Source organism: Candidatus Micrarchaeota archaeon, assembly GCA_028866575.1.
GTDB lineage: Archaea > Micrarchaeota > Micrarchaeia > Micrarchaeales > Micrarchaeaceae > UBA12276.
On the sequence record JAGWHU010000011.1, the window covers coordinates 1 to 20,894 of the forward strand.

Genomic DNA, 20,894 nt, shown 5'->3' on the forward strand with positions numbered 1-20,894 from the left:
TTATATTATTTGTATTGTTTACACTATTCATGGGATCTTGTCTCTGGTGGCTAACGCCACCATTGATAAGAATTCAATAATAAGGAATAGATAAATTGTGCAATTCATCCAACGACTTAAAAGTCGTGGAATTCTTGCCTAAATATTAAGATATTTATAAAGATTGCTTATATTCTTGATTCAATGGCAAATATCAGCACATTGCTACCCGAAAGGCTGGAAATAGGAGATACCATAGGGGTTGTTGCGCCGTCCAAGCCGATAGATGTCAACGATCCGCAGGTAGTCGCTGGAATCGCCTTTCTTGAGAAGATGGGATTCAAAATCCTGATGGGAAAGCACGTGAGCTCCAGCGATCCGGAGGAGAAGGCCGAGGACATAAATTCCATGTTCTCGGACAAGGATGTAAAGATGGTAATGTTCGCAAAGGGCGGCGATACCGCGGAGTTGCTTTTCCCGTTCATGGACTGGGGCTCGATAGGTAAAAACCCTAAAATAATGTGCGGCTACAGCGATGCGGTCGTGCTACTTAATTCGTTCAACAGGAAACTGGGCCTGGTGACGTTCCATGGGAATGACCTGAACAGCTTCGGCAGGCAGCAGACGGATTACGACAGGGATGAATTCATCAATGCCTATATGCACGGCAAAAAGGGATACATACGGCAGAACGGGGAAAGGAGAACCGTGAGGAATGGAAAATCATCAGGAAGGCTTCTTGGTGGAAACCTCAGGTGCCTGCTAAAGCTCAGGGGCACTGAATTCTGGCCTGATTTCAGGGACTCGATACTCTTCCTCGAATCCTACAAGAGCAGGGACACGATGATGGAGCTGTTCATGCAGCTAAAGGAGCAGGAGGTATTCGACAAGATCAACGGCGTAATAGTTGGTTTCAATTACGGCATGCAGGTGCTTGATCCGAAATCAAGGCAGATGGAGGACATAATACTGGAGATGACCAAGGGATACGATTTCCCGATACTCAAGGTCAACGATTTCGGCCACATGTGCTCGCAGACGGTGCTGCCTTTGGGGATTAGGGTTGAGCTTGATGCGGATGTAAGGCGCATGGCGATACTGGAGGATTTTGTCAGGTAGCTTTATTTCTATTCCGATAATGCCGCGGTTGCCATCCTTTCCTTGCTCGCCTGCCTCTTGCTTTCCAGTATGTTCCTTATGAGCCCCTCCTGCTCGCGGTCGCCTATGACCCGGACGAACGCAAGGCTGAGCATGTTTACGGTGTTCTTGTCCTTGTACAGCCCTATTACCTTGTTGCTTACCTTGCTAGCGAAGTCCTCGTCGCCGCATGCCTTGGCCCACCTTATGGCGCGAGCATAGCCGAATTCAAGGCCGATGACGCTTGATACTGGGTTGTCTACGCACAGGTCCCCGTAGGCCTCGTACCTCTTTGCCGCGCCTATCCCTATCTTCTTTGCAAGCTCTGTGTTCCCGGAATCTGAGGCGAACTCTATCGCCTTGCGGTAGTTCGATATAAGCAGCTCGTTAGACAGGAAATTGTTCTCGAAGGAATCGGCGCGGTGCTCGTATTCGTTCGCCGCCTTGGTCCCTATCCTTACCAGGACCTTCCTGTTGCCGGATATCTTCGCCCATTCAAAGGCCACGTCCAACTTTCCTATTGCCTCGAACCTTTCCGCGACCCTCACCCCTACGCCCATTGCGGATTTATGATCGCCGTAATCAAGCGCTATCACCCTTGCCTTCTTGTATGCGACCTCGGCAGGGCTCTGAAACATGAACTTCGTGAGACCTCCCGGTCCCTGGAAGATGTACTGAGTGGTGCTCAGCGATTCCGCATTGTCCATGATCTGCTTGATTGCGGGCGCATGCTCTATCGTCTTTCTCTGGGACAGTACCACAGTCTTCTTTTGCTGCACTGTCACGCGCCTTAGGTATGTTTTAAGTTTATGGCTCGTCGCTGCCCTGGTCCGCAGCTTGCCGGAATGTTTATTTGATTTTTGGGTTCTTTGGGTCATGAAATCACATCTTATTGCATCATAATTTATTTATACGTTATCCATTGCGATTGATACACCTAGTGCAGCGAATAGCTGGACAGCAATCCTATCTGCGGGATATATAATATTCTTGATCGCGTTACGGCAAACCCTATGGAAAGGACTACCGCGAAGAGCCCCGCAAGCATCAACAGGTAATCCGAGCCAGATCCGCCCTGCAGCCCGAGCAGGTTGATCCCGGATGAAATGCCTATGGTGCTGCCGTTTATCGCCTTCTCCGATATCGTCGTGTTGGGCCTTGTCTGGTTTGCGGGAGTAATTTCCGGCACCGCAAGGGCTATTACCGAGCTGTTGTGCATTACGAAGCCTACAGTGCATGCGCTTCCGTTAACGATATACGGTGTTATCTGACTCCAGCTGCCGTTCTGGAGGATATACGGCTTTATGTTTTCCAATCCGCACTGGAAAATCGCGTTTACCGCAAGCGTGGTGTGACTGGAAATGCCGCTTGCCTTTACCTCTATTGCGGAATATATTACAGTCCCTTCCGGCGCTACGGGCATGTCAAGTACATCTGCAAGAGATATGGAGAGATTGGAGGGCTGCGTGCTCACTATGACAGGGGGAGTTGCAGAAAAGTTCAGGGTTATATAATCCTTGGAATTTGAAGCAGAGGAATTGCTTGGGCAGGCCTTGAAAGTCACGCTGTGAAGTATCGGAAGGTATGAAACGTTGACAAGCCTTAGCCCTACGCCGCCTACAGGAAGGGTGCCGTTTAGCATTATTATGTATGTGCTGCCGTTGATTATCACGCTTGTGTAGTTGCTTCCTATGTAGTTGTCTGTCGCAGTGTATTTGTTTGCCCCGATTGTGAAGCTGAACGTGTTAGGGACTGCCACGTTGGATATAATAGCGCAGCCGTTGGAGTAGCTGATTACGGGCACCGAAGAGCCTCCTCCGCCTCCAGACCTTCCCACGCCGCCGCCGGTGCTAGGGCCTCCGCCACCGCCGGAACCGCCTCCTCCCCCGCCTGTGCCGCCTGTTGATACGGTTGTGGTTGATGCCGTTGTAGTGGATGCAGTTGTTGAAGGTGTAGAGGTCGAGCTGGAGCCCGCAGCTATTGTAGTGAGAGAAGTCGCAGCCGTGGTTGTTGTAGAGCTGCTCGTGGTTATTTGGGTTGTTGATATTATGCCGGAGTAGGCCTGGGCTATGGTGCTGTAGAATGATGCATTGGCGTATTCGGCATCCCAGAAGAACATCCCGTAACCTGCTGTCTTCATTGCAAGAAGCTCGGACAGCGTCGGGACGTGGTATGATGAGCCGTCAGCCGATGCAAGGTCGTAGCCCGCCATAAGCTTGGAGGTACCGCCTATAGCGGAGGCATACGCATTCAGCTGCGAGACAGAAGGATTAAACATGTACATAAGGTGGTCGCAGTACGGGGCAATAGCAGTCACGTTCACGCTAGTCTCCCACGGCGCGAACGTGCAGTCGATCTTTATGTTGCTTGGAAGCACCTGCCTGCTTAGCTGGATTATTGCAGTGTAGTTGTTTGCGTTGAAGTCGCCCGCAGCGTTGTTCTCGAAGTCCCAGTGAAGGCAATCGTAGCCCTTGCTGCTTATCTCCGAAGCCAGGTTGTTTACCAGAGCGCTTCGCAGCGAAGGCGAATTCAGTATCTTGTTGTTGCTGTCCCATGCAGGGGAGCCCGATCCTCCAACTGCAAGGCATACCTTGACCCCGTGGGAATGCGCATTGGCTATCACTGCGGATATGTTCATGCCCGAGCCGTCGTATACTATGGAGCCGTCCGAAAGCGGATAGACGTGGAATATCGTTATCTCCGATAGATCCTGCCACTGTATCGATGAATAGCCGTTCTGCGACGTCCATGTGACGAGGCTCGTCATGACATAAAGGTTCGGGGAGCTCGATATGGTTGTAGTTGGGGCTGATGTGGATGATGTCGAGCTCGTTGAGGATGTCGAGCTTGTCGAGGACGTGGTCGAGGTGGTGCTATTGGCAGGTATCGTGCTTGTCGCTAGGATTGTTGAGGCGGTGGTAGTATTTACGGTGGAGGTAGTTGATGCAGTTGATGATGTGCTCGTGGGGATTATGGTGATTGAGGACGTAGCTGAGGTCGTGTTTACGGTAGATGTGGTTGAAGTGGTTGAGGTGCTTGTAGATAATGCGGTAGTTGACTGCGCGGTAGACGTGGTAGCCGATGTCGTAGGTACTGTGGTCGTCGCCGTTGACTTGGAAAAGCTGAGTGAATATGCGTTCGCTATATTAGCAGATGCTATTAGAACGAAAAAATCCCGTTAGAAAGACCGACACTATAAAAATGGTTCTTAAATGCCGAGTTCCTACACTGGGATTAAGGTTCGCCTTACAACTGGTCATGATTTGGTTTGTACCTACTGCTTTTTATACCATATTTTGCCAGGATGATTAGTGGAATAACAGGATGGGGAATAATGGTTACCCTAGAGAAGAGGATTTCAATCTCATTTACCTTTGCCCTTGTCCATTACGGCAGCTGCCTGCTGCATCCTGCTGCGCCAAAACAGGGCTATCACTATCCCTATGAACATTGCCAGTAATATCCATAACCACGAGTAACTGATCTTGGGCGGATGCGACGCAACTACTATGAACGGCTGTATCTTTGTAGTGTTGTTGCCTGGCGGCAGGTTGACCGGGGGCTTCACAACCCTCTGCAACAATACGAGCAGGGGATTGGTCGGCGTGGCGAACGACAATGTGCAAATGGCCGTGTTCTGCCTGAACTGCCCTATCTGCGAAAGGGTGCCGTTGCTGAGAAGATATGGTATCACGGTTGTTTCCTGCCCGGGTATGCAGCGGTAGTATACCGTGAAGTTTATTGACTTCACGGTGCTTGAGTTGACGGTTATGTTGGACAAAGAGAGTATGCTGTAGTTCTTGGGCAGGGAGGAGACATTGGCAATGTCGGACAGCTTTACAAGAGTTGTGAAATCGGATGGAGTTACGTTTATTATTGAGAATCCGTAAACGGAATCTGCGCTTGCGTTTATGCCTATGTTGGTTATTGGCTTCCTTGCAGGGCATACGAGGAGGCTGACAATATGAACTATCGGCTGGTAGTTGACCTTTGTAAGCTCCATGACCACGCCCGGGCTGCTGCTTATGCTGACTGTGCTGTTCAGGCTTATCACGTATGTGGCATTGCCCATTATCACGCTTGTGTAGTTGCTGCCTATGTAGTTGTCAACTGCGCTGAAGGTCTTTCCTGCAATTGTGAAGCTGAAGCTGTCCGGAACGCTTACATTCGTTATAACAGCGCAGTCGCCGGAATACGCAACAGTGGGCCTGAGCGACACGGAGCCTCCGGTGTTCGGGCCTCCGCCACCGCCACCGCCTCCGCCGCCTCCTCCCCCTCCGCCGCCTATGGTAGTAGTGGTTGTGGCAGGCACAGTTGTAGATGCCTCGACTGTTATGGAATTGGGCGTGGAATTGAATACATAGTTGGACGCCCCGATATCTGTAGCAATGGCGTTGAACGTGAATATTCCGTTGTTGCCTGCCTGGAAGGATATTGTATTGAATGGCATTCCTTTTCCTGGGAATACCATCACGTTGCTGCCCTGCATCGTGCTGCCGGTGATGTTGTATAGCTCGATGCTGAACGGGCCTTTGCCCCCGCTCACCATGATGTTGTATGTCTCCCAGTTGCCGGAGAACACGGGATTGTTGCTTGGCACTATGGAAAGGGCTGCGCCGTTGTCGGCAAACGAGGAAACGTGCAGCGTGCTCTTAGTGGAATTGAACACGTAGCGGGTCGATGTGCCCATGTCCGTTGCAATCGCATTGAACGTGAACGCGCCCATGCTGTTTGTCACAAAGGATACGGTGTTGCTCCCCCCTGGCGATCGTATAATTACGTTGCCGCCCTGCCGCATGGATCCCGTTATGTTGTACAATTCAACTTCGAAAGGCCCTGTGCCTCCGTTTACCTTCATCGTATAGGTTTCTGTGTTACCGGACATTACCGGATTTCTGCTTGGGCTCAGCGTTATGGTGGGGCTGTTGCTTATGCCGTTGCCGTAGCCGTTTACAACTATCGTGTTTGGTATTGAATTGAAAGAGTACGAGCGGCTGAAGTTGGATGCGATGGCGTCGAACCTGAACGTGCCTATGCTGCTTGTCCTGAATGATACTGAATTGGACGTATTGGGAGGTACTATAAGGACGTTGCCGCCTTGGGAGCTTGAGCCCGTTATGTTGAACAATTCAACAGTGGTTTGGACCGCTATGTTGGATGCCTGGAATGTAAACGTCTCCCATTGCCCCGAATCGAGAATCACGTTGCTTGGCATTATCCTGAGAACCCCAGGATTTACCACTATTATGTTTCCGGGGTCAACTGTTGAGGGGGTCGATGCGCTGTCGGTCACGAAGAGGTTTATCGCAAAGGTGCCGACCATGTTCGGCGTGAATACAAACGAGTTGTAGCTTAGGGGGTTGTTCGCGCTCAGGAAATTGCCTACCTGCTGCGAATTGTCTATGTTGACTATCATGAAATTATAGGTATATGGAGGGGTTCCTCCGAACACGTTGCCTGTTATTACGGCGTTTTGCCCAAGATCAAGGTTGGAGCTTGACGAGCTCAGGTCCTTACTCATCGCATTGCTCACGGTTATGCTGTTTGACAATGAGTTGAAGGTGAACGGCGTAGTTGTTCCGGTGTCCGTAGCTACGGCATTGAAGGCGAATGAACCTGCGGCCCCTGTCACGAACGACACTGTGTTGCTACCTCCAGGGCTCTGTATTAGCACGTTGGCGCCCTGTCTCGCAGATCCAGTGGTGTTGTAGAGCTCGACGCTGAATGGGCCTGTGCCTCCGTTTACGGTTATGGAATATGTTTCCGTCTGGCCCGCATCAAGCGATGCCGCGCTCGGGGATATTTCAACTGTAGGTACGTTTGACGGCGGGTTTGCCGGGTTGCCGTTTACAGTTATAGGTGCTGTTGTCGCGGTGTTTGATGCCAGCCCGTCGTTTGCAGTGAATGTGAACTCGCAACCTGGTGTTGCACCTATGGGCATGTACGTAAATGAGTTGCCTGCTCCGGAGGATGCGGCACCTGGGCAGGATGACGATGCCCACGAGTATGAATACGTGCCAGTTCCGCCGGTTGCGATGGCGTTGACAGGCACTTTCTGCCCTACGTCAAGCGTGACCGGCAGCGCCGGCTGCGCGGCAACCACGAACGCATGGTTTACAGTAACCTGCGCCGCGTTGGTATCCACTGTTTCCGGAGATGCGGAATTGTCAGTTATCGTTGCGCAGTAGTAGAGCGTAGATGATGGGGATTCCACAAAGGTTGCGGACGTGCCTGCCACTCCTGACTTTGTACCAACGGTGTTGGAATATGAGGTGCATGCGGATGCGCTTGGCCCGGAGTATAGGCTTACCGCATATGCGCCTGTCCCTCCGGCCCACGAGGCCTTTACCATTGTGCTTTGCCCGTCGCTTATCGTGGGCGGGTTTGCCGCAAGGGTGGCATTCGCATTCGTGAATGCTGGGCTTACTTTTATGGTTGACGGGTTCGATGCTGCGGTTGCGCCAGTGCTGTCCATCACGTTTTCAGTTACAACGTATGTGCCCTTGCCGGTGAATGTCATTTCGTTGCCTGTCGCTTTTGCGCCAGCACTTGGAAGCGCGTTGTATGCCCATGATGAATACGGAGGCGTGCCTCCAGTAGTTGCATTGGCGAAATCCACATGCTGCCCGGAATCTATGGTGTTGCTTGACGGATACAGTATTATGGACAGCTTTGGGGTTACGGTTATTACGGCCCTGTCGAGCACCGTTTCATTCCCGGCAGGAGTGGAATCCGGTACGGTGTCATGCGCAGTCAACGTCACGACGTATGTTCCGGCGGTGTTGAACTTTATGCTGTTTCCAGATACCAGGTAGTCGGTTCCCTGTATGCCGTTGTTGACAGCGTAGACGTAATCGGAATAAACGTCATCGCCAGGTGTCGTCTTGTTGGTGAATAATACAGTGCTACCAATTGCAACCGTATCCGCGCGCGGCGACATTGTCAGGTTTTCTATTGTTATTGCACCAGACATGGACGTGTTGACCGCATTGGCTGACGGGTCGCTCACCTGTATCTTGAAGAAGTATGATCCATGCGTATATGGCATTGCGAAAGGAGTGTAATTGAACTCGTTGAATCCGCACGATATGCTGTTTCCGCTCACGGAGCAGCTGCTGGAAGATATGAACTGCCCGTTGCTAGTGAACGGGGCCGTGGAGGAATTGTGAGCCACGTAAAGCACGGCGTTATATGATCCTGTGCCGCCGTTTGCGCAGGTTGATATTTTCATCGGTTGCTGCAAGTCGACGGGGTTGTCTGAAACCTGTATCTGGCATGTGGTAAGAGGCTTGGATGTGACGCGTATGGTCAGCAACGGGTTTGGAATCGGGAGCGTGCGATCTCCATGAAATCCCTCAAGTACGACATGCTGGTTGCTTCCGTAGCCGTAGTGCGATCCTTTGAACGCATTTGTCCAAGTCCCATATATGCCGTATCCGAATGTGGTTGACGGGTTTGCCTCAGGACTTGTAACGACCATGCCTGTGCTGCCGTTGCCGAAATTTGACTCGGAAGCGCTTGACCAGTCTGGAGTGCTTGCAAGATGAAGCTCGAAGAATATGGTTATCGAGTTGCCTGCCCCTATTTTTGCGGGAAGGCCGCCGGAGCCCGGCTTAACGTTAAAATAAAGTGCTCTGCAGGGTTCCGATGATTGTATGCTATTGCTCGGGTTGGCCGGATTCGTGCAATGATAGCCGCTGTTCACGTTGTAGGGTATGAACGTATTCCATCCTGTGGATGTAGTTTTGGGAGGCTCGGGAGTGCCGTCGGAAAGCGTGCACGGGTTCGACCCGTTATTTATGCAGTACCTGAAGTTCGATGCGCCGTCAAAGAATATCCCGCCGGTGCCGGATATGTAAAATGGGTACGTGACATTGAAGTTGGGCAGCATGGCGTTCGGTGCGAACCCTGATAGCGTGTACATATATGATATCCAGTTGCCCTCGTAGGACGTTCCCGCATCGCCATGGCTCCATACGCCCTTGTCGAGCCTGTAGACCGCCTTTTCGACCTTTATGTTCGAACCGAATTCGGCGGAATTGCCTGCGCCGTCAAACATGTATACTGTTGAATTTTGATTTGCCTGCGAGTGCATATTGCTGCTTGAAAACATGGAGATAGAAACAAGCCCCACTGCCGTGAAAACCAATATTATGAAAATCATGGATAGCGCAAAAAACTTCCCATTCATGAAAATACCCGCATAGCCCCCATATATTGCACAGTGCTAAATTTGTAATGCTGCCATTTCAAAAAACATTTACGTTTTTTTCATACAGCGGCAAATGTCGCACTTCAATGAGCCTTAATCACTAGTTGGCCCAGAACCACGGAAACAATGTGCAAAAAAAACAATCGCAGTATCAGTAAATATGCTGTCTACCAGTATTTATACATTTGGTTTTTTTACTGTTTTAAAAGCAAGAATGCGGTATTTCCAGCACTTGATAGTGTGTTGTAGCGCGGCTGATTTTTCTTTCGAATTAGCTATGCATTGCCTTGAGGCGCTCAAACCAGGGCTTTCTCCAAGGCAATACAGGAACTCTTTGGAGGATATGGTGAGCTTATAATTATCATTTGATAATTAATAGTACACAAGCTTTAAATATCTTTATGGCGTAATATAATCATGCAAACCAGCGCATTTGTGAGATTCCTAAAGGACAACAGGATGCCCGTCTTTAGATTGGACGATGCAGTGAAGATATTGAAGAATTCTAGGGAGTATGCAAGGCTGTTTTTGCACAGGGCCATCAAAAGCAACATTATAGGACGAGCAGAAAGGGGGCTTTACTACCTTAGGGAAGGTTCAAACGAGTATGAGATTGCCTCGCATGTTTTGTATCCATCGTATATCAGCATGATATCTGCTTTGCATTATTACGGATTGACAACGCAGATACCGAATACAGTGTATGTCATCTCGCCCAAAAGGCATAAAATAATAAAAAACGTGGCGGGGTTCGACATAGTTTTCAGGAAAATAAGCAGCCATATGATGTTCGGCTACCACAAGGAATCTGACGGCAACATATTCATTGCGGACAAGGAAAAAGCGATTGTGGACATATTCTATTTCAGGGACGTGAACGACCTTGATTATAGCGTCCTGGAGAAACCTGCAAGAATAGACGTGGATAAGCTGGCACTATATGCTGAAATGAGCAGAAATAGATCCGTGATTAAAAACGTTTCAGAACTGTTATCTAGTTACGGATATGCAAAACAGGCAAGGAGATTGCAAAGTGGTTTGGCTACGGCTCAAATGGTGCTATCTAAATGATGGACAAGAGAGGGATTCTTAAGACAGCGTATTATGAGCAGCCTTACCAGAAGGAGAAGGACTATATAAATGAGCTTTTTTTGTCAAGGATATACGAAAAAAATACCGGAGTGGTATTTAAGGGAGGTACGGCCCTGTCCAAGTTTTATGGACTTCCGAGATTCTCTGACGACCTAGATTTTTCATTGTCGAAAAAAGATGCTGATGGCCTGATTAGCAACTTAGACAGCATAGTTGAGGATGTTTCAAAACTTTACCCGATAAAATTATTAAGAAAAATAAATAAGAAAGATATTCTGGCATATGAGATTAGCGTTAGAGGGCCTTTGTTTGAAGCATCAAATAGGCACCAGCACGTTAAAATAGAGATAGACAAGAATGCATCGGTAATAGAGGATCCCAATACTATACGTAGGAATCCTAAATATTTTGATCTGCGCCCCTATCTGGCAGTGGTAATGAAGGAAAACGAGATACTCGCAGAAAAAATTGTTGCGCTCATGTTCAGGCATAATGTAAAAGCGAGAGACCTTTTCGACATATATTTCATGGCTAAGAACGGTACCGAGATAAAGGTAAGTTTGATTGACAGGAAAATGAAAGAACACGGGCACGTATTCACAGATGAAAGGCTTGTTAAAAGAATGGATCTTATAAGAAGCATATGGAGCAAGGAACTGTACAGATTGCTGCCAAAAAATGAATTTATTGACTATAAAGAGGCAAGAACTCTCGTTATGGAGGGATTTAATGCCGTAAACTTATTGTAAACTTTACAGATGCTTATAACAAAAGCCGTTCTTGGAGCCCTTGAATCGGGACAATAAGTACCCAGTGCATTTGGCAACCTTGCGATAAAATAACTATGTCCGCATTGCCTTGAGGCGCTCAAACTCGGGCTTTAGATCCGCCTGGCTTCTCAGGATATTGAACGTGCTCCACGTGTTCTTCAGCCTCACGTCCACCGGGAACCTCTTCTCCTTTGTGTATGTCACAAGGCTCCTTGCCGCTGCCAGATTGTCCTCAGCCCTCAGGAGTAGCTTTGCCTCGTTCAGGTTGAATGCAGAATTCTGCATGTTGTTCAGCAATAATGCGGCATTCACGTTGGATGAGAATGCCTTCATGTAAAACCTTATCTTGTTCTTTCCGGAACTGCCGAATGGCTCTATCTCCGCATGCGCTTCCATGATGCTGCCGTATTCCTGGAGGTTGTTTGACGCCCTTAATGACAGCATTGCGGTCCTATCCCTGTCCTTGAGCTTTCCAGAGATCGCGGCGGCGTTCATGTAGCACATCCCAGCCTCCAGCGGCATGTTGAACATATCGTATTTGTCGCCCTTGAGCTCCCATCTGCTGCACGCCCTTTCGGTGCGCGCGTCGCCGTAATTGCGAATCATCTGCCTTAGGTTTTCAGGTACCAGGCCAACAAGCCTGCTTTTCTGCTTGCCCTCCATTTCCACCATTATATATTGCGCTTTTTCAGATATATAAATGTAGCTATTTGGCCATTTTCATTATCTCGTTGAACGCCGCATGCAGCTCAAGTACCCCGTCATCCTCGGTGAAGTGCCCCCTTTTCGGGTGTATCACCACCCTCGATCCTAGTTCTTCCCGGAATATCCTTGAATCATCTAGCGGCACAAACGGATCGTTGTCGGAGAACAGGGCGAACGAGCTTTTCAGATGCCTCTTTACAGCATGAAGGTCTATCGGGGTTGATGTCCATTCCATAGCCAGCTCTTTCTCTTCGTTTGATTCAAGCGAGCTTCCTATCAGGTTCAGCCACGGGGCAATGAACACTGCACCCACCGCCACATCGCCGCCAAGCTCTTCAAGGTACCGCATTATAGCCTGGCATCCCACGCTGTGCCCTATGAAATATGTGTTTTCATCTATGCCTTTCGCGACTTCCGACAGGTAAGGCACCCATTCGCCTATGTGCGGCTCATTAGTATGTGGCATTTCAGGCACAAGCACCTCGAAATCCCTTTCCAGCAGCATCCTTCTTATCCAAGGGTACCAGTCTGAATTTGGGGTTCCGCCCCACCTGTGCACCAGTATCATTCGCTCCTTCATTTTACCATTGCACCTTTTTCACTTGCCGGAATCGCCGATCTGCCTCTTCATGCCCTCCAGCTCCCTTGACGAGCTTTCCCTCTGCGCAGCCTTGCGGATCCCTGCCCTTGCGCGCCATATTACCGCAATTGCGGCTGCCGCTGCCGCGATGGCAGCAAGTAGCTCCGTATACGACTTGAGCGGCACTGGCCTCTGCTGCACAACAACAGGTATTGTGTATTCCGATGTCGCGCCGTTTGCCCCTATGTCCAGAGTGAGCAGCATCGTGCCCGCATTTCCGGGATTTGCTATCGGGAAGCTTTCGTCCACATGCTGGTTAGGCACAACGCTTATGCGCCTTGTCGAGTTCCCTATCCTTATGCCGTTTGACGCCTTGAGCGTCATGCTCACGTTGCCTGCAACAGCTGCCGTGTAGAGCGCGTGCACATACACGTAGTTCGTGGCACCGGAATAGAATACGGGAACGCTTATGTTGTACACGTCGAGCACGTCATTCAGTTTAGCCGGTCCGGACAACGGCACTATCAGTATGTCCCTTATCTGAGGGGCAAGCTGCTGTATCGGGTTGCCTATCCTGTAGTATGAGTACGTGGTTGCATTGCGCGGCATGTAAGGCACATGCCATATTATCACGTAGGATCCGCCCTGCATAGTCACGTTCGCAGGCATGCCGTAGGTTGACACCTGCGAGGCGCTGTGCACAAGCGAGGCGGGCAGTATGGTCTCCAGGCTGGCGTTGGTTATGCTTTCGTTGTACGGGCTCTCTATCCTTATGGTGCCCATTGCTGTTGTGCTGTTGCTCCCGGTATAGTTCACCATGCTAAGCTGGTTGAGTATTACTGGGCTTCCCGGGCTGGAATTCAGTATCGCAAGAGTAATGAATGCAGTTTGCGTCACAGTGGACAAGCCTGCGCCGCTTATCCTCATGCGTAACGGTATGACATGGCTTCCGAGGCTCAAGGAGGGGTTTGCAGAGAGCAATATACCTATCCCAAGGCCTTCTCCCGGGAACAGGCTTGCTCCTGCTGTGGAAAAGGATATGACGTCTTTAAAACCGCTGTCCACGCTTATGTTGACGTATTCCTCGCTTGCAGTTGGGTTGTAGAGCCCGAGCTGGAGGGGCGCTGCCGTTCCCCTTGTAAGCTCCGTATATACAGGAAGCGAGGTGAAATAGACTTTTGACGCAACCAATGGTATCGACGTAGTCGGGGGGCTTGAGGAGCAAGCTATGAAGCTGGCCCTGTATTGGCCATTCACGCTTGAGGTGTTGAGCAGCTTTATGCGCACCTGCGTGCCGTTTATCGTGCTGTTCGCACCCTCGTAGAGCACGTATACCCTGCCGTTCGCTATTACATACGTATAGTTTGAGGATATGTAGCTGTCTGTTACCGTGACCGCCGAGCCGTTAAGGAGCACCTCGAAGCTGTTTGGTATTGTCACGTTGGTTATCAAAAGGCAGCCGTTTGCAAGTCTTTCGGTCACGGGACTTACAGGAGGAGGGGCTGGCGGCCCTGTGCCCTGCGGCACTGTAGTCGTAACGCTGTTGTTTATCACCTCTATGGAGTTGGATGCGCTGCTGAAAGTGTACGGGAACGTGGTGCCCTTGTCAGTTGCAATCGCGTTGTAAACAAGCTGCCTGGTGCTCGGCGCTGATGCCGTAAAGGTTATAGTGTTGCCGCCCTGCAGCTCAACTATCGCGTTTGGCCCGTATTGCTGGTTTTCCGATATGCTGAATATCTCCACGTCAAAGGGGCCTGTCCCGTACATCTCGTTTATGGTGTATGTAAGGGAGTTTCCCGACTGTAGCACGCTTTCTGAAGGAGTTATGGTTATCGAAGGTGCAGTGTTGATGTTTGCGGTAGCTGTGTACGAGGATGCCAGGGAATTAAGCGTCGAATCAGTTATTACCACGTTCGCCTCTATTGTATTCCCGGCAAGCGGGTACTGCGGGGTCCAGAGGAAGGCATTCCCGTTGTAGGAATTGCTGACAAGCATGTTCGCGACTATTTCCCCTGTTACGGAGTTGATTACCAAATAGTTGTATGTGAACGGGCTTGTTCCGCCTATGAACGATGCGGTGAACAGTATCGACTGGCCCTGGTCTATGACCGTGTTTGATATGGATATAGAGGGCGAGCTCATTTTTTCCGGAACTACCACTGTTCCGGTAAGCGATGCGGATGCATACCCAACAAGAAGGAAAAATGCCAGAATGATAATGCCCATCTCTCTGCAGGACATTACCTTACCTTCCTTTCTTTTTTTTGCCTTTGCCTTTCGATGCCGCCCAAGCCATTACCAGCACAATCAGCACCGCTATTGCGGCTATTGCTAGCCAGAGCGTAGAGGCGCTTATGCGGGACGGGTTAGTGGCCGAAGCGGCCTGCGATGCCGCTGAAGGTATTGTCGTTGGTATTGTTGCTATGGTAGTCGTGATTACTGTCGATGTTGTTACCCCCTTGACGTAGACGTTCTTTGCAGTTCCGACGCTGATAACAGCGCCGCCGGAGCTGCTCGACTGGTTTGGAAGCACAGTTGCAAGCGACTTCGAATACCATACGTGGTATAGGGTGAAGTTCTCGGGAAGCGTTGCAGTGACGTGTATCGTGTAATTGGAATACGGCTGTATGGCCCCGTTCTCAGGCATGTAATGCACTACTGGCGCTATCGGGTCTACCGTTATAATTATCGTTGAATTCAGCACGTTGCCCTCTATCAACGAATTGTAAAGTGGGTTGTTAGGTGCAGGGAGCACTGCCGCAACCAGTATCGAGGTGTTTGCGCCTGACTTGAGGTCCCCTGCCGTCTTGTTGAACTCCAGGGCAGGATAGTTCTCGCTGCCGTTGAAGTTTGCCGAGGAAACATGGACAAGCGAGCCCAAGGTGCTGTTGAAGTAGGTGAAATAGTAGCTTACCTGGTAATGTGAGGATACGGATTGCGCGTTTGATATGTTTATTATGCGATTGATTGGCGTTGCATTAGCAGAATAGTCGTACTTTTCATTGAATACTGAGGTGGTGTTGTTCGCTCCTGAAGTTTGCAGTATCGCAGGCTGGACATAGAAGTTTACGGTCTTGTTGTCGTTTGAATATACTATCCAGTCTATGCTGGTATTCCTCGTCGTGGAGTTCACCACAACGGTAAGGTTCAGGCAGCCGCGTATGTCACCGCACCACGAGCCGTACTCCCCGATCGCGTGCGCCGTACCGAAATACGGCACCAATAACAAGAATGCCAGTAAAGGAAACATAATAGCTTTCTTGTTCATCATAAAACCTTGAAGGCTTAGCAGCTGCTGATGACGTCTATCGTTTGTGTGTATGTTGCGCCGTACTGTGCTGCAGGTATCTGAAGTCCTAGGAATATGGTGTTTGCTGTTGCGCCGTTGCTCGTGTACAGCAGTGTATCAAGCTGGGTGACACCATTGTCATTCGGGAAGTACGTTTCTATGTTTGCGGTCGTGGACTTTGCGCTTCCTGGATTCCATAACGAGTTGGATGCGACTGCGCTGTAAACCGTGTTTCCGGAGTCGAAGTTGTGCGCTCCGCTGCTCCATGCGGTGCCGGAAAGCAGGATGTTGGACGGGTTGGCGCCAGTGTCGGTTATCGTGACGGCGTTGGAGGTGCCTATGCTGTTGGTGCCAGGGGATATGGTGTTGAAATTCACGGCGCTGTTGCTCGGCACAAGATCGCAGGTATTGGGCACGATCACAGTTGCGGTTACAGGAGTTGATGTTGCCACGGCAAGCAGCGCTGCGGCGCCACTGGCCAGGCTGTACATTATAAGCATCATCATCCCCATCCTGCTTACTTTCCTGCTCCATGGCGTGTTTTTTGGCACCATCGTTTCACCATATTTATTAGCATGTGCTTATGACGTTTATCGTCTGAGTATACGTGCTTGCTCCTGAGCCTATCTGCGCCGCAGGAACTGCCGCGCCCAGCCATATGCTGTTGGACTGCGTAAGGCTGTTCTGCGTTTCCAGCAGCGTGTCAACTGTTGATCCGGATAGCTGCACCTCCACGTTCGCGGTGCCGGTCTTTGATGATGATGCAGAAGGGCTCCACAGGGAATTCGCAGCTATTCCGCTCCATGCTGTATTGGAAACGGAGAAGGAGTTGCTGTTGTAGTTCCAGTTTGAGCCGCTTATCTCAACGTTGGACGGGTTTCCGCCGGTATTTGTGATCGTTATGACGTTCACGCCGCTTGCACCTGTGCCTATCGTGTTGGTTCCGGGGTCAAGGGTGCCGAAATACACTATGGTGTTGCTTATCGCGAAGTTGCAGCTGTTCCTTACGTTTATGTACCCTGTTGCAGTTACCGTGCCTCCGCTGCCGATCGCGAAGCTTGCCAGCAATGCAGTCACCAATGACGCAATGACCGCTACCAGGCCAATGATGCTGCTATTCTGACCCCATCTGGCAAACTTTTGTTTTTTCATGGAATCCCTCCTTTGCCCAAACTTTGCACGATAATCTCAGCAAACGCTTATAATACTAACTGTTTGCGTGTATGAACTGCTGCCCGAGCCCGGCTGCGTCGTCGGAATGCCTATTCCGAAGTATATGTTCTTTGAGTTTCCGCCCGTAAGCTGCGTCAGCGTATCCGCCTGCGATACCTGCAACTGGTTCGCTGATGTGTATGCCGTACCAGTATTCCAGTCCCATACAGTGTTGGATGCGCCGAACGAGTTGGTGTTGAAGCCCCAGTTGGTCCCGTCTATGTACACGTTGGATACCGTAGAGCCGAGGTTCGTTATGTCTATGGAGTTCCAGGATATCGAGTTAGTTGACAGCTGGTTGCCCGGATCCAACGACCCGAAATTGATTACGGTGTTGCTTATGGAGAAGGTGCATGACACAGGCTGCACTATTGTTATGGTCCCGGAAAATACGCTGTTGAGGGTAACTGGCACCGATGCGCTGTCGGTCACGGCCACGTTAGCATTTATTGTGTTGCCCACCCATGATGCCGGTATTGTGTCGCTGAAGGAGTTGCCGGTGAATGCGTTGCCTGCCCAGAGCATGTTTGCAAGTACCGTGCCAGTTACGGTGTTGTAGACGTTCCAGTTGTACGTATAGGGTGATATGCCCCCGGTGAATGAGGTAGTCCATGTCAGGGTGTTGCCGGTCTGCTGCGTTGAAGGGCTCGGTGTTGTTATTGACGGGGTTGTCATTGCCTGATTTACCGTTATTGTGGATGTGCTGGCTGAGTTGAGCGTGACGGGGGTTGAGGCGGAATCTGTTACAGCCACGTTCGCCTCAATCGTGTTTCCCGCATCGCTAGCTGGGACCTGCCAGCTGAATACGCTTGATGAGCCTGACTGGGTCGCAAGAACGGAATTGTCAACGCTGTTGAAGACCGTGAAATCATAGGTATACGGGCTAGTCCCTCCAGATTCTGTTGCAGTAAACACCTCGTACTGGCCGGTGTCTATGCTCGGCGTGTTGCTTGCGCTGATTGTCGGGGTGGCAAGTGCAGGATTCACCGTTATCGTGTTCGTTATTGAGTTTACTGTTGTAGGTATTGTGGCGCTGTCGGTAACTATGACGTTGTACTGGAATGTGTTTGTCCCTGGGGAATTGGCTATGAACGTCCAGGTGAGCTGGTTGGCTACGCCATAAGTTGATATTGGGGCGTAGTAGACGGAGTTGGTGGCGCTAGTTGCAGCATATCCCCCGACACAGTATATAAAGTACGTATTGCCAATGCAAGCAGGATACTCTAGATTTACAGCATAACTGGATGTCTGCTGCCATGCGCCGACGACGCCGGAACCGAGTATGGGCGCGTAGTAGGCGTAGCCTATGAAACCCTGACCTGGTATATACCCTCCTGTGCAGTAGATGCTGTTTGAATAATCAATACAGCCTGACCCCTCCACATTGGCAGGATAGGCATTTGTCGATTGCCATGAGCCAATGGCACCTGAACTGAGTATTGGTGCATAGTAGACTGCATTTGTGTCCGTGCCAATAGAGTTTAGATACCCTCCTATGCAGTAGATGTTGTTGGAATTGTCAATGCAGCTTTGGTATTCCACGTTCCCTGGATAGCTGTTTGCTGCCTGCCATGCTCCTACAACGCCGGAACTCAGTATGGGCGCATAATATGCCGAATTGCTATCTCCTGCTCCCCCAATGCTCGAATAGCCGCCAATGCAGTAGATGTTGTTGGAATATGTTGTGCAGCTGGGGCTTTCCACATTGTCGGAGTAGCTGTTCGTTGCTTGCCATGCGCCGATGACTCCGGAACTTAGGATAGGCGCATAGTAGACCAGGTTCGTATAAATGCCGGAAAGCCCTCCCCCAACGCAGTAGATGTTGTTGGAATTTAAAATACAACCCTGCCCTTCGGAATTAACAGGGTAGGCATTTGTCGACTGCCATGTGCCAAGCAGGCCCGAGCTAAGGATCGGGGAATAATAGACAGCTTTTATTTCGTTGTTGATTGATGATGAATAACCTGCTATGCAGTAGATTGTGTTCGAGTATGGTATGCAGCTCTGGCCATACCCCACGTCGATTGGATAATTGTTTGCACTGGCCCACCCATGATATCCTATGAGATAGGCGGCTTTGCTTCCCGTAACGTTGAAGAAGTTTACAGTATAGGGGCTTGTGCCGCCGCTTAATGCAGCTGTGTACACCTCCGTCTGCCCGCTATCCAGTATCACGTTGCTGGGGGTGAGCGTGGGCGTTGATTGCGCAGGGTTTACATTAACAGTATCAGTGGCGGTGTTGCTTGTGGATGTGGTTGCGCTGTCCGTGATTTTTATGCAATACGTGTTTGTGGTTGTTGGCGAGACCGTGACGGACTGCGATACCTGGCCTGACAGCGCCACAGTGCATCCTGAATCCGCATACCATTGATAAGAATACGGAGTTGATCCCCCGCTTGGATTTGCGGTAAGGGTTACAGACTGGCCGCTGTCTATCAGTGGGCTGGACGGCGTTATGGAGCCTGCCAGAAGGACAGGATTCACTTTTATCGTGTTCGTTATCGAGTTTACTGTTGTCGGAGTAGCGGCGCTGTCAGTCACTATTACGTTGTACTGGAAGGCATTATTTGACGTGGGGGATTGTACGACGAACGTGTATGTGAATTGTGTATTCGTGGTTGGTGATGTGTAATATACGGCATTTGTGTCGCCAGGACTTGGGCTCGCGTATCCGTCTATGCAGTAGATGCTGTTTGAGTTTGAGACGCAGCCTAATCCGACTGTGTTCGCAGGATATGCTGCAATCGCAGACCATTGGCCCAGGAGGCCATTGGATGCTATGGGTGCTGTGTATGCCGCACTCGTGTAGATGCTTGATTGGCCACCCATGCAGTAGATGTTGTTTGATAGCGTGGCGCAGCTTTGGCTACTTATATCTGATGGATATGGGGTAGCGGATTGCCAGGAGCCTATGGCACCTGAAGAAAAGATCGGGGCGTAGTAGACCGCATTGGTTGAGGGACCGTTTATTGTCCCTCCAGTACAGTAGATGCCGTTTGAGTATGTGACGCAGCTTGATTGAAACGTGTTTATAGGATAGGAATTTGCCGTCTGCCACTGGCCGACAACTCCTGAGGAAAATATCGGCGCGTAGTAGACCGCATTGGTGCTACCCGAGACATATCCCCCTTCGCAGTAGATGTTGTTGGAATATGAGGCGCAACTCAAGTACTGTGCATTTGCGGGATATGCATTGGTGCTCTGCCACTGGCCAACCGCGCCAGAGGAGAGTATCGGGGCGTAGTAGACGGAATTGGTAAAGTAGTTCGGCGTATATCCTCCTGTGCAGTAGATGTTGTTGGAACTGGTGATGCAGCTTTGTCCCAGCGTGTTTGCAGGATATGCGTTGGTGGATTGCCAGGAGCCTACAACCCCTGAGCTCAGGACTGGCGAATAGTATACCGCACTCGTAGTGCCGGGGCCGGGACTCGTGCTCCCATCGATGCAGTATATGTTGTTGGAATTGGTGACGCAGCTCAAGTATTCCGTGTTTGTCGGATATGCATTGGTAGCGAGCCAGTGTATCTTGTTCAACAGATATGCGCTGTTGCCCCCAGTGACGTTGAAGAAGTTGATCGTATACGGGCTTGCGCCGCCGCTTAATGTAGCTGTGTATACCTCCGTCTGGCCGCTATCGAGTATCACGTTGCTGGGGATGAGTGTTGGTGTTGACTGTACAGGGTTTACAGTTACCGTAACTGATGCGGAGTTGGTTGTTGCCGTTGTGGCGCTGTCGGTTGTCTTTATGCAGTATGAGTTTGTCGTTGTGGGGGATGCGGCGTATGAGTTTGACGTGGCTCCGGATATCGCGTTGCCGTTCGATCCGGTGCAGTCGGCGCTATTGCCGTAGTTGGCGTACCACTGGTATGAATATGGAGTTGTTCCTCCGGAGGTCGTGCTTGTGAGGGTTATGCTCTG

Annotated in this window: 14 protein-coding genes; 4 read left to right on the forward strand and 10 right to left on the reverse strand. The window is 50.4% G+C overall.

Going from position 1 to position 20,894, the window contains the following annotated elements:
- The first annotated feature begins 183 nt into the window (after positions 1-183).
- A complete protein-coding gene (locus KGI06_05445; protein ID MDE1871652.1) occupies positions 184-1,098 on the forward strand; it encodes an LD-carboxypeptidase in 915 nt (304 codons plus the stop codon).
- 8 nt (positions 1,099-1,106) lie between these two features.
- On the opposite strand, the gene KGI06_05450 is transcribed toward KGI06_05445, so the two are convergent.
- A complete protein-coding gene (locus KGI06_05450; GenBank protein MDE1871653.1) occupies positions 1,107-1,994 on the reverse strand; it encodes a hypothetical protein in 888 nt (295 codons plus the stop codon).
- A 59-nt stretch (positions 1,995-2,053) separates the two neighbouring features.
- Positions 2,054-3,883: a hypothetical protein gene (locus KGI06_05455; protein ID MDE1871654.1), complete on the reverse strand. Its 1,830-nt coding sequence runs from the start codon at positions 3,881-3,883 to the stop codon at positions 2,054-2,056.
- A 46-nt stretch (positions 3,884-3,929) separates the two neighbouring features.
- Here KGI06_05455 and KGI06_05460 point away from each other — a divergent pair, with 46 nt between their 5' ends.
- Positions 3,930-4,298: a hypothetical protein gene (locus KGI06_05460; protein ID MDE1871655.1), complete on the forward strand. Its 369-nt coding sequence runs from the start codon at positions 3,930-3,932 to the stop codon at positions 4,296-4,298.
- Between the two features lie 182 nt (positions 4,299-4,480).
- Here the strand turns inward: KGI06_05460 and KGI06_05465 are convergent, their stop codons facing one another.
- Entirely contained in the window at positions 4,481-9,307 is a 4,827-nt protein-coding gene (locus tag KGI06_05465; protein MDE1871656.1) for a hypothetical protein, read from the reverse strand.
- A 456-nt stretch (positions 9,308-9,763) separates the two neighbouring features.
- Here KGI06_05465 and KGI06_05470 point away from each other — a divergent pair, with 456 nt between their 5' ends.
- On the forward strand, positions 9,764-10,399 hold the full coding sequence (locus KGI06_05470; protein ID MDE1871657.1) for a hypothetical protein: 636 nt from the start codon (positions 9,764-9,766) through the stop codon (positions 10,397-10,399).
- A complete protein-coding gene (locus KGI06_05475; protein ID MDE1871658.1) occupies positions 10,396-11,169 on the forward strand; it encodes a nucleotidyl transferase AbiEii/AbiGii toxin family protein in 774 nt (257 codons plus the stop codon). The genes KGI06_05470 and KGI06_05475 overlap by 4 nt, the downstream gene beginning before the upstream one ends.
- A 93-nt stretch (positions 11,170-11,262) precedes the next feature.
- Here the strand turns inward: KGI06_05475 and KGI06_05480 are convergent, their stop codons facing one another.
- From KGI06_05480 to KGI06_05510, 7 genes are all read right to left on the reverse strand, one after another.
- Positions 11,263-11,853: a hypothetical protein gene (locus tag KGI06_05480; GenBank protein ID MDE1871659.1), complete on the reverse strand. Its 591-nt coding sequence runs from the start codon at positions 11,851-11,853 to the stop codon at positions 11,263-11,265.
- A 43-nt stretch (positions 11,854-11,896) separates the two neighbouring features.
- Complete coding sequence (locus KGI06_05485; GenBank protein MDE1871660.1) at positions 11,897-12,475, reverse strand: alpha/beta hydrolase; 579 nt, start codon at positions 12,473-12,475, stop codon at positions 11,897-11,899.
- Positions 12,476-12,493: 18 nt separating this feature from the next.
- Positions 12,494-14,716, reverse strand: a complete 2,223-nt coding sequence (locus KGI06_05490; protein ID MDE1871661.1) for a hypothetical protein — start codon at positions 14,714-14,716, stop codon at positions 12,494-12,496.
- A 4-nt stretch (positions 14,717-14,720) separates the two neighbouring features.
- Entirely contained in the window at positions 14,721-15,695 is a 975-nt protein-coding gene (locus tag KGI06_05495) for a hypothetical protein (GenBank protein ID MDE1871662.1), read from the reverse strand.
- 65 nt (positions 15,696-15,760) lie between these two features.
- Entirely contained in the window at positions 15,761-16,318 is a 558-nt protein-coding gene (locus tag KGI06_05500; protein MDE1871663.1) for a hypothetical protein, read from the reverse strand.
- A 16-nt stretch (positions 16,319-16,334) separates the two neighbouring features.
- On the reverse strand, positions 16,335-16,916 hold the full coding sequence (locus KGI06_05505; protein MDE1871664.1) for a hypothetical protein: 582 nt from the start codon (positions 16,914-16,916) through the stop codon (positions 16,335-16,337).
- A 36-nt stretch (positions 16,917-16,952) separates the two neighbouring features.
- Positions 16,953-20,894: hypothetical protein (locus KGI06_05510; GenBank protein MDE1871665.1), on the reverse strand; the 3,942-nt coding region annotated here is incomplete at its 5' end.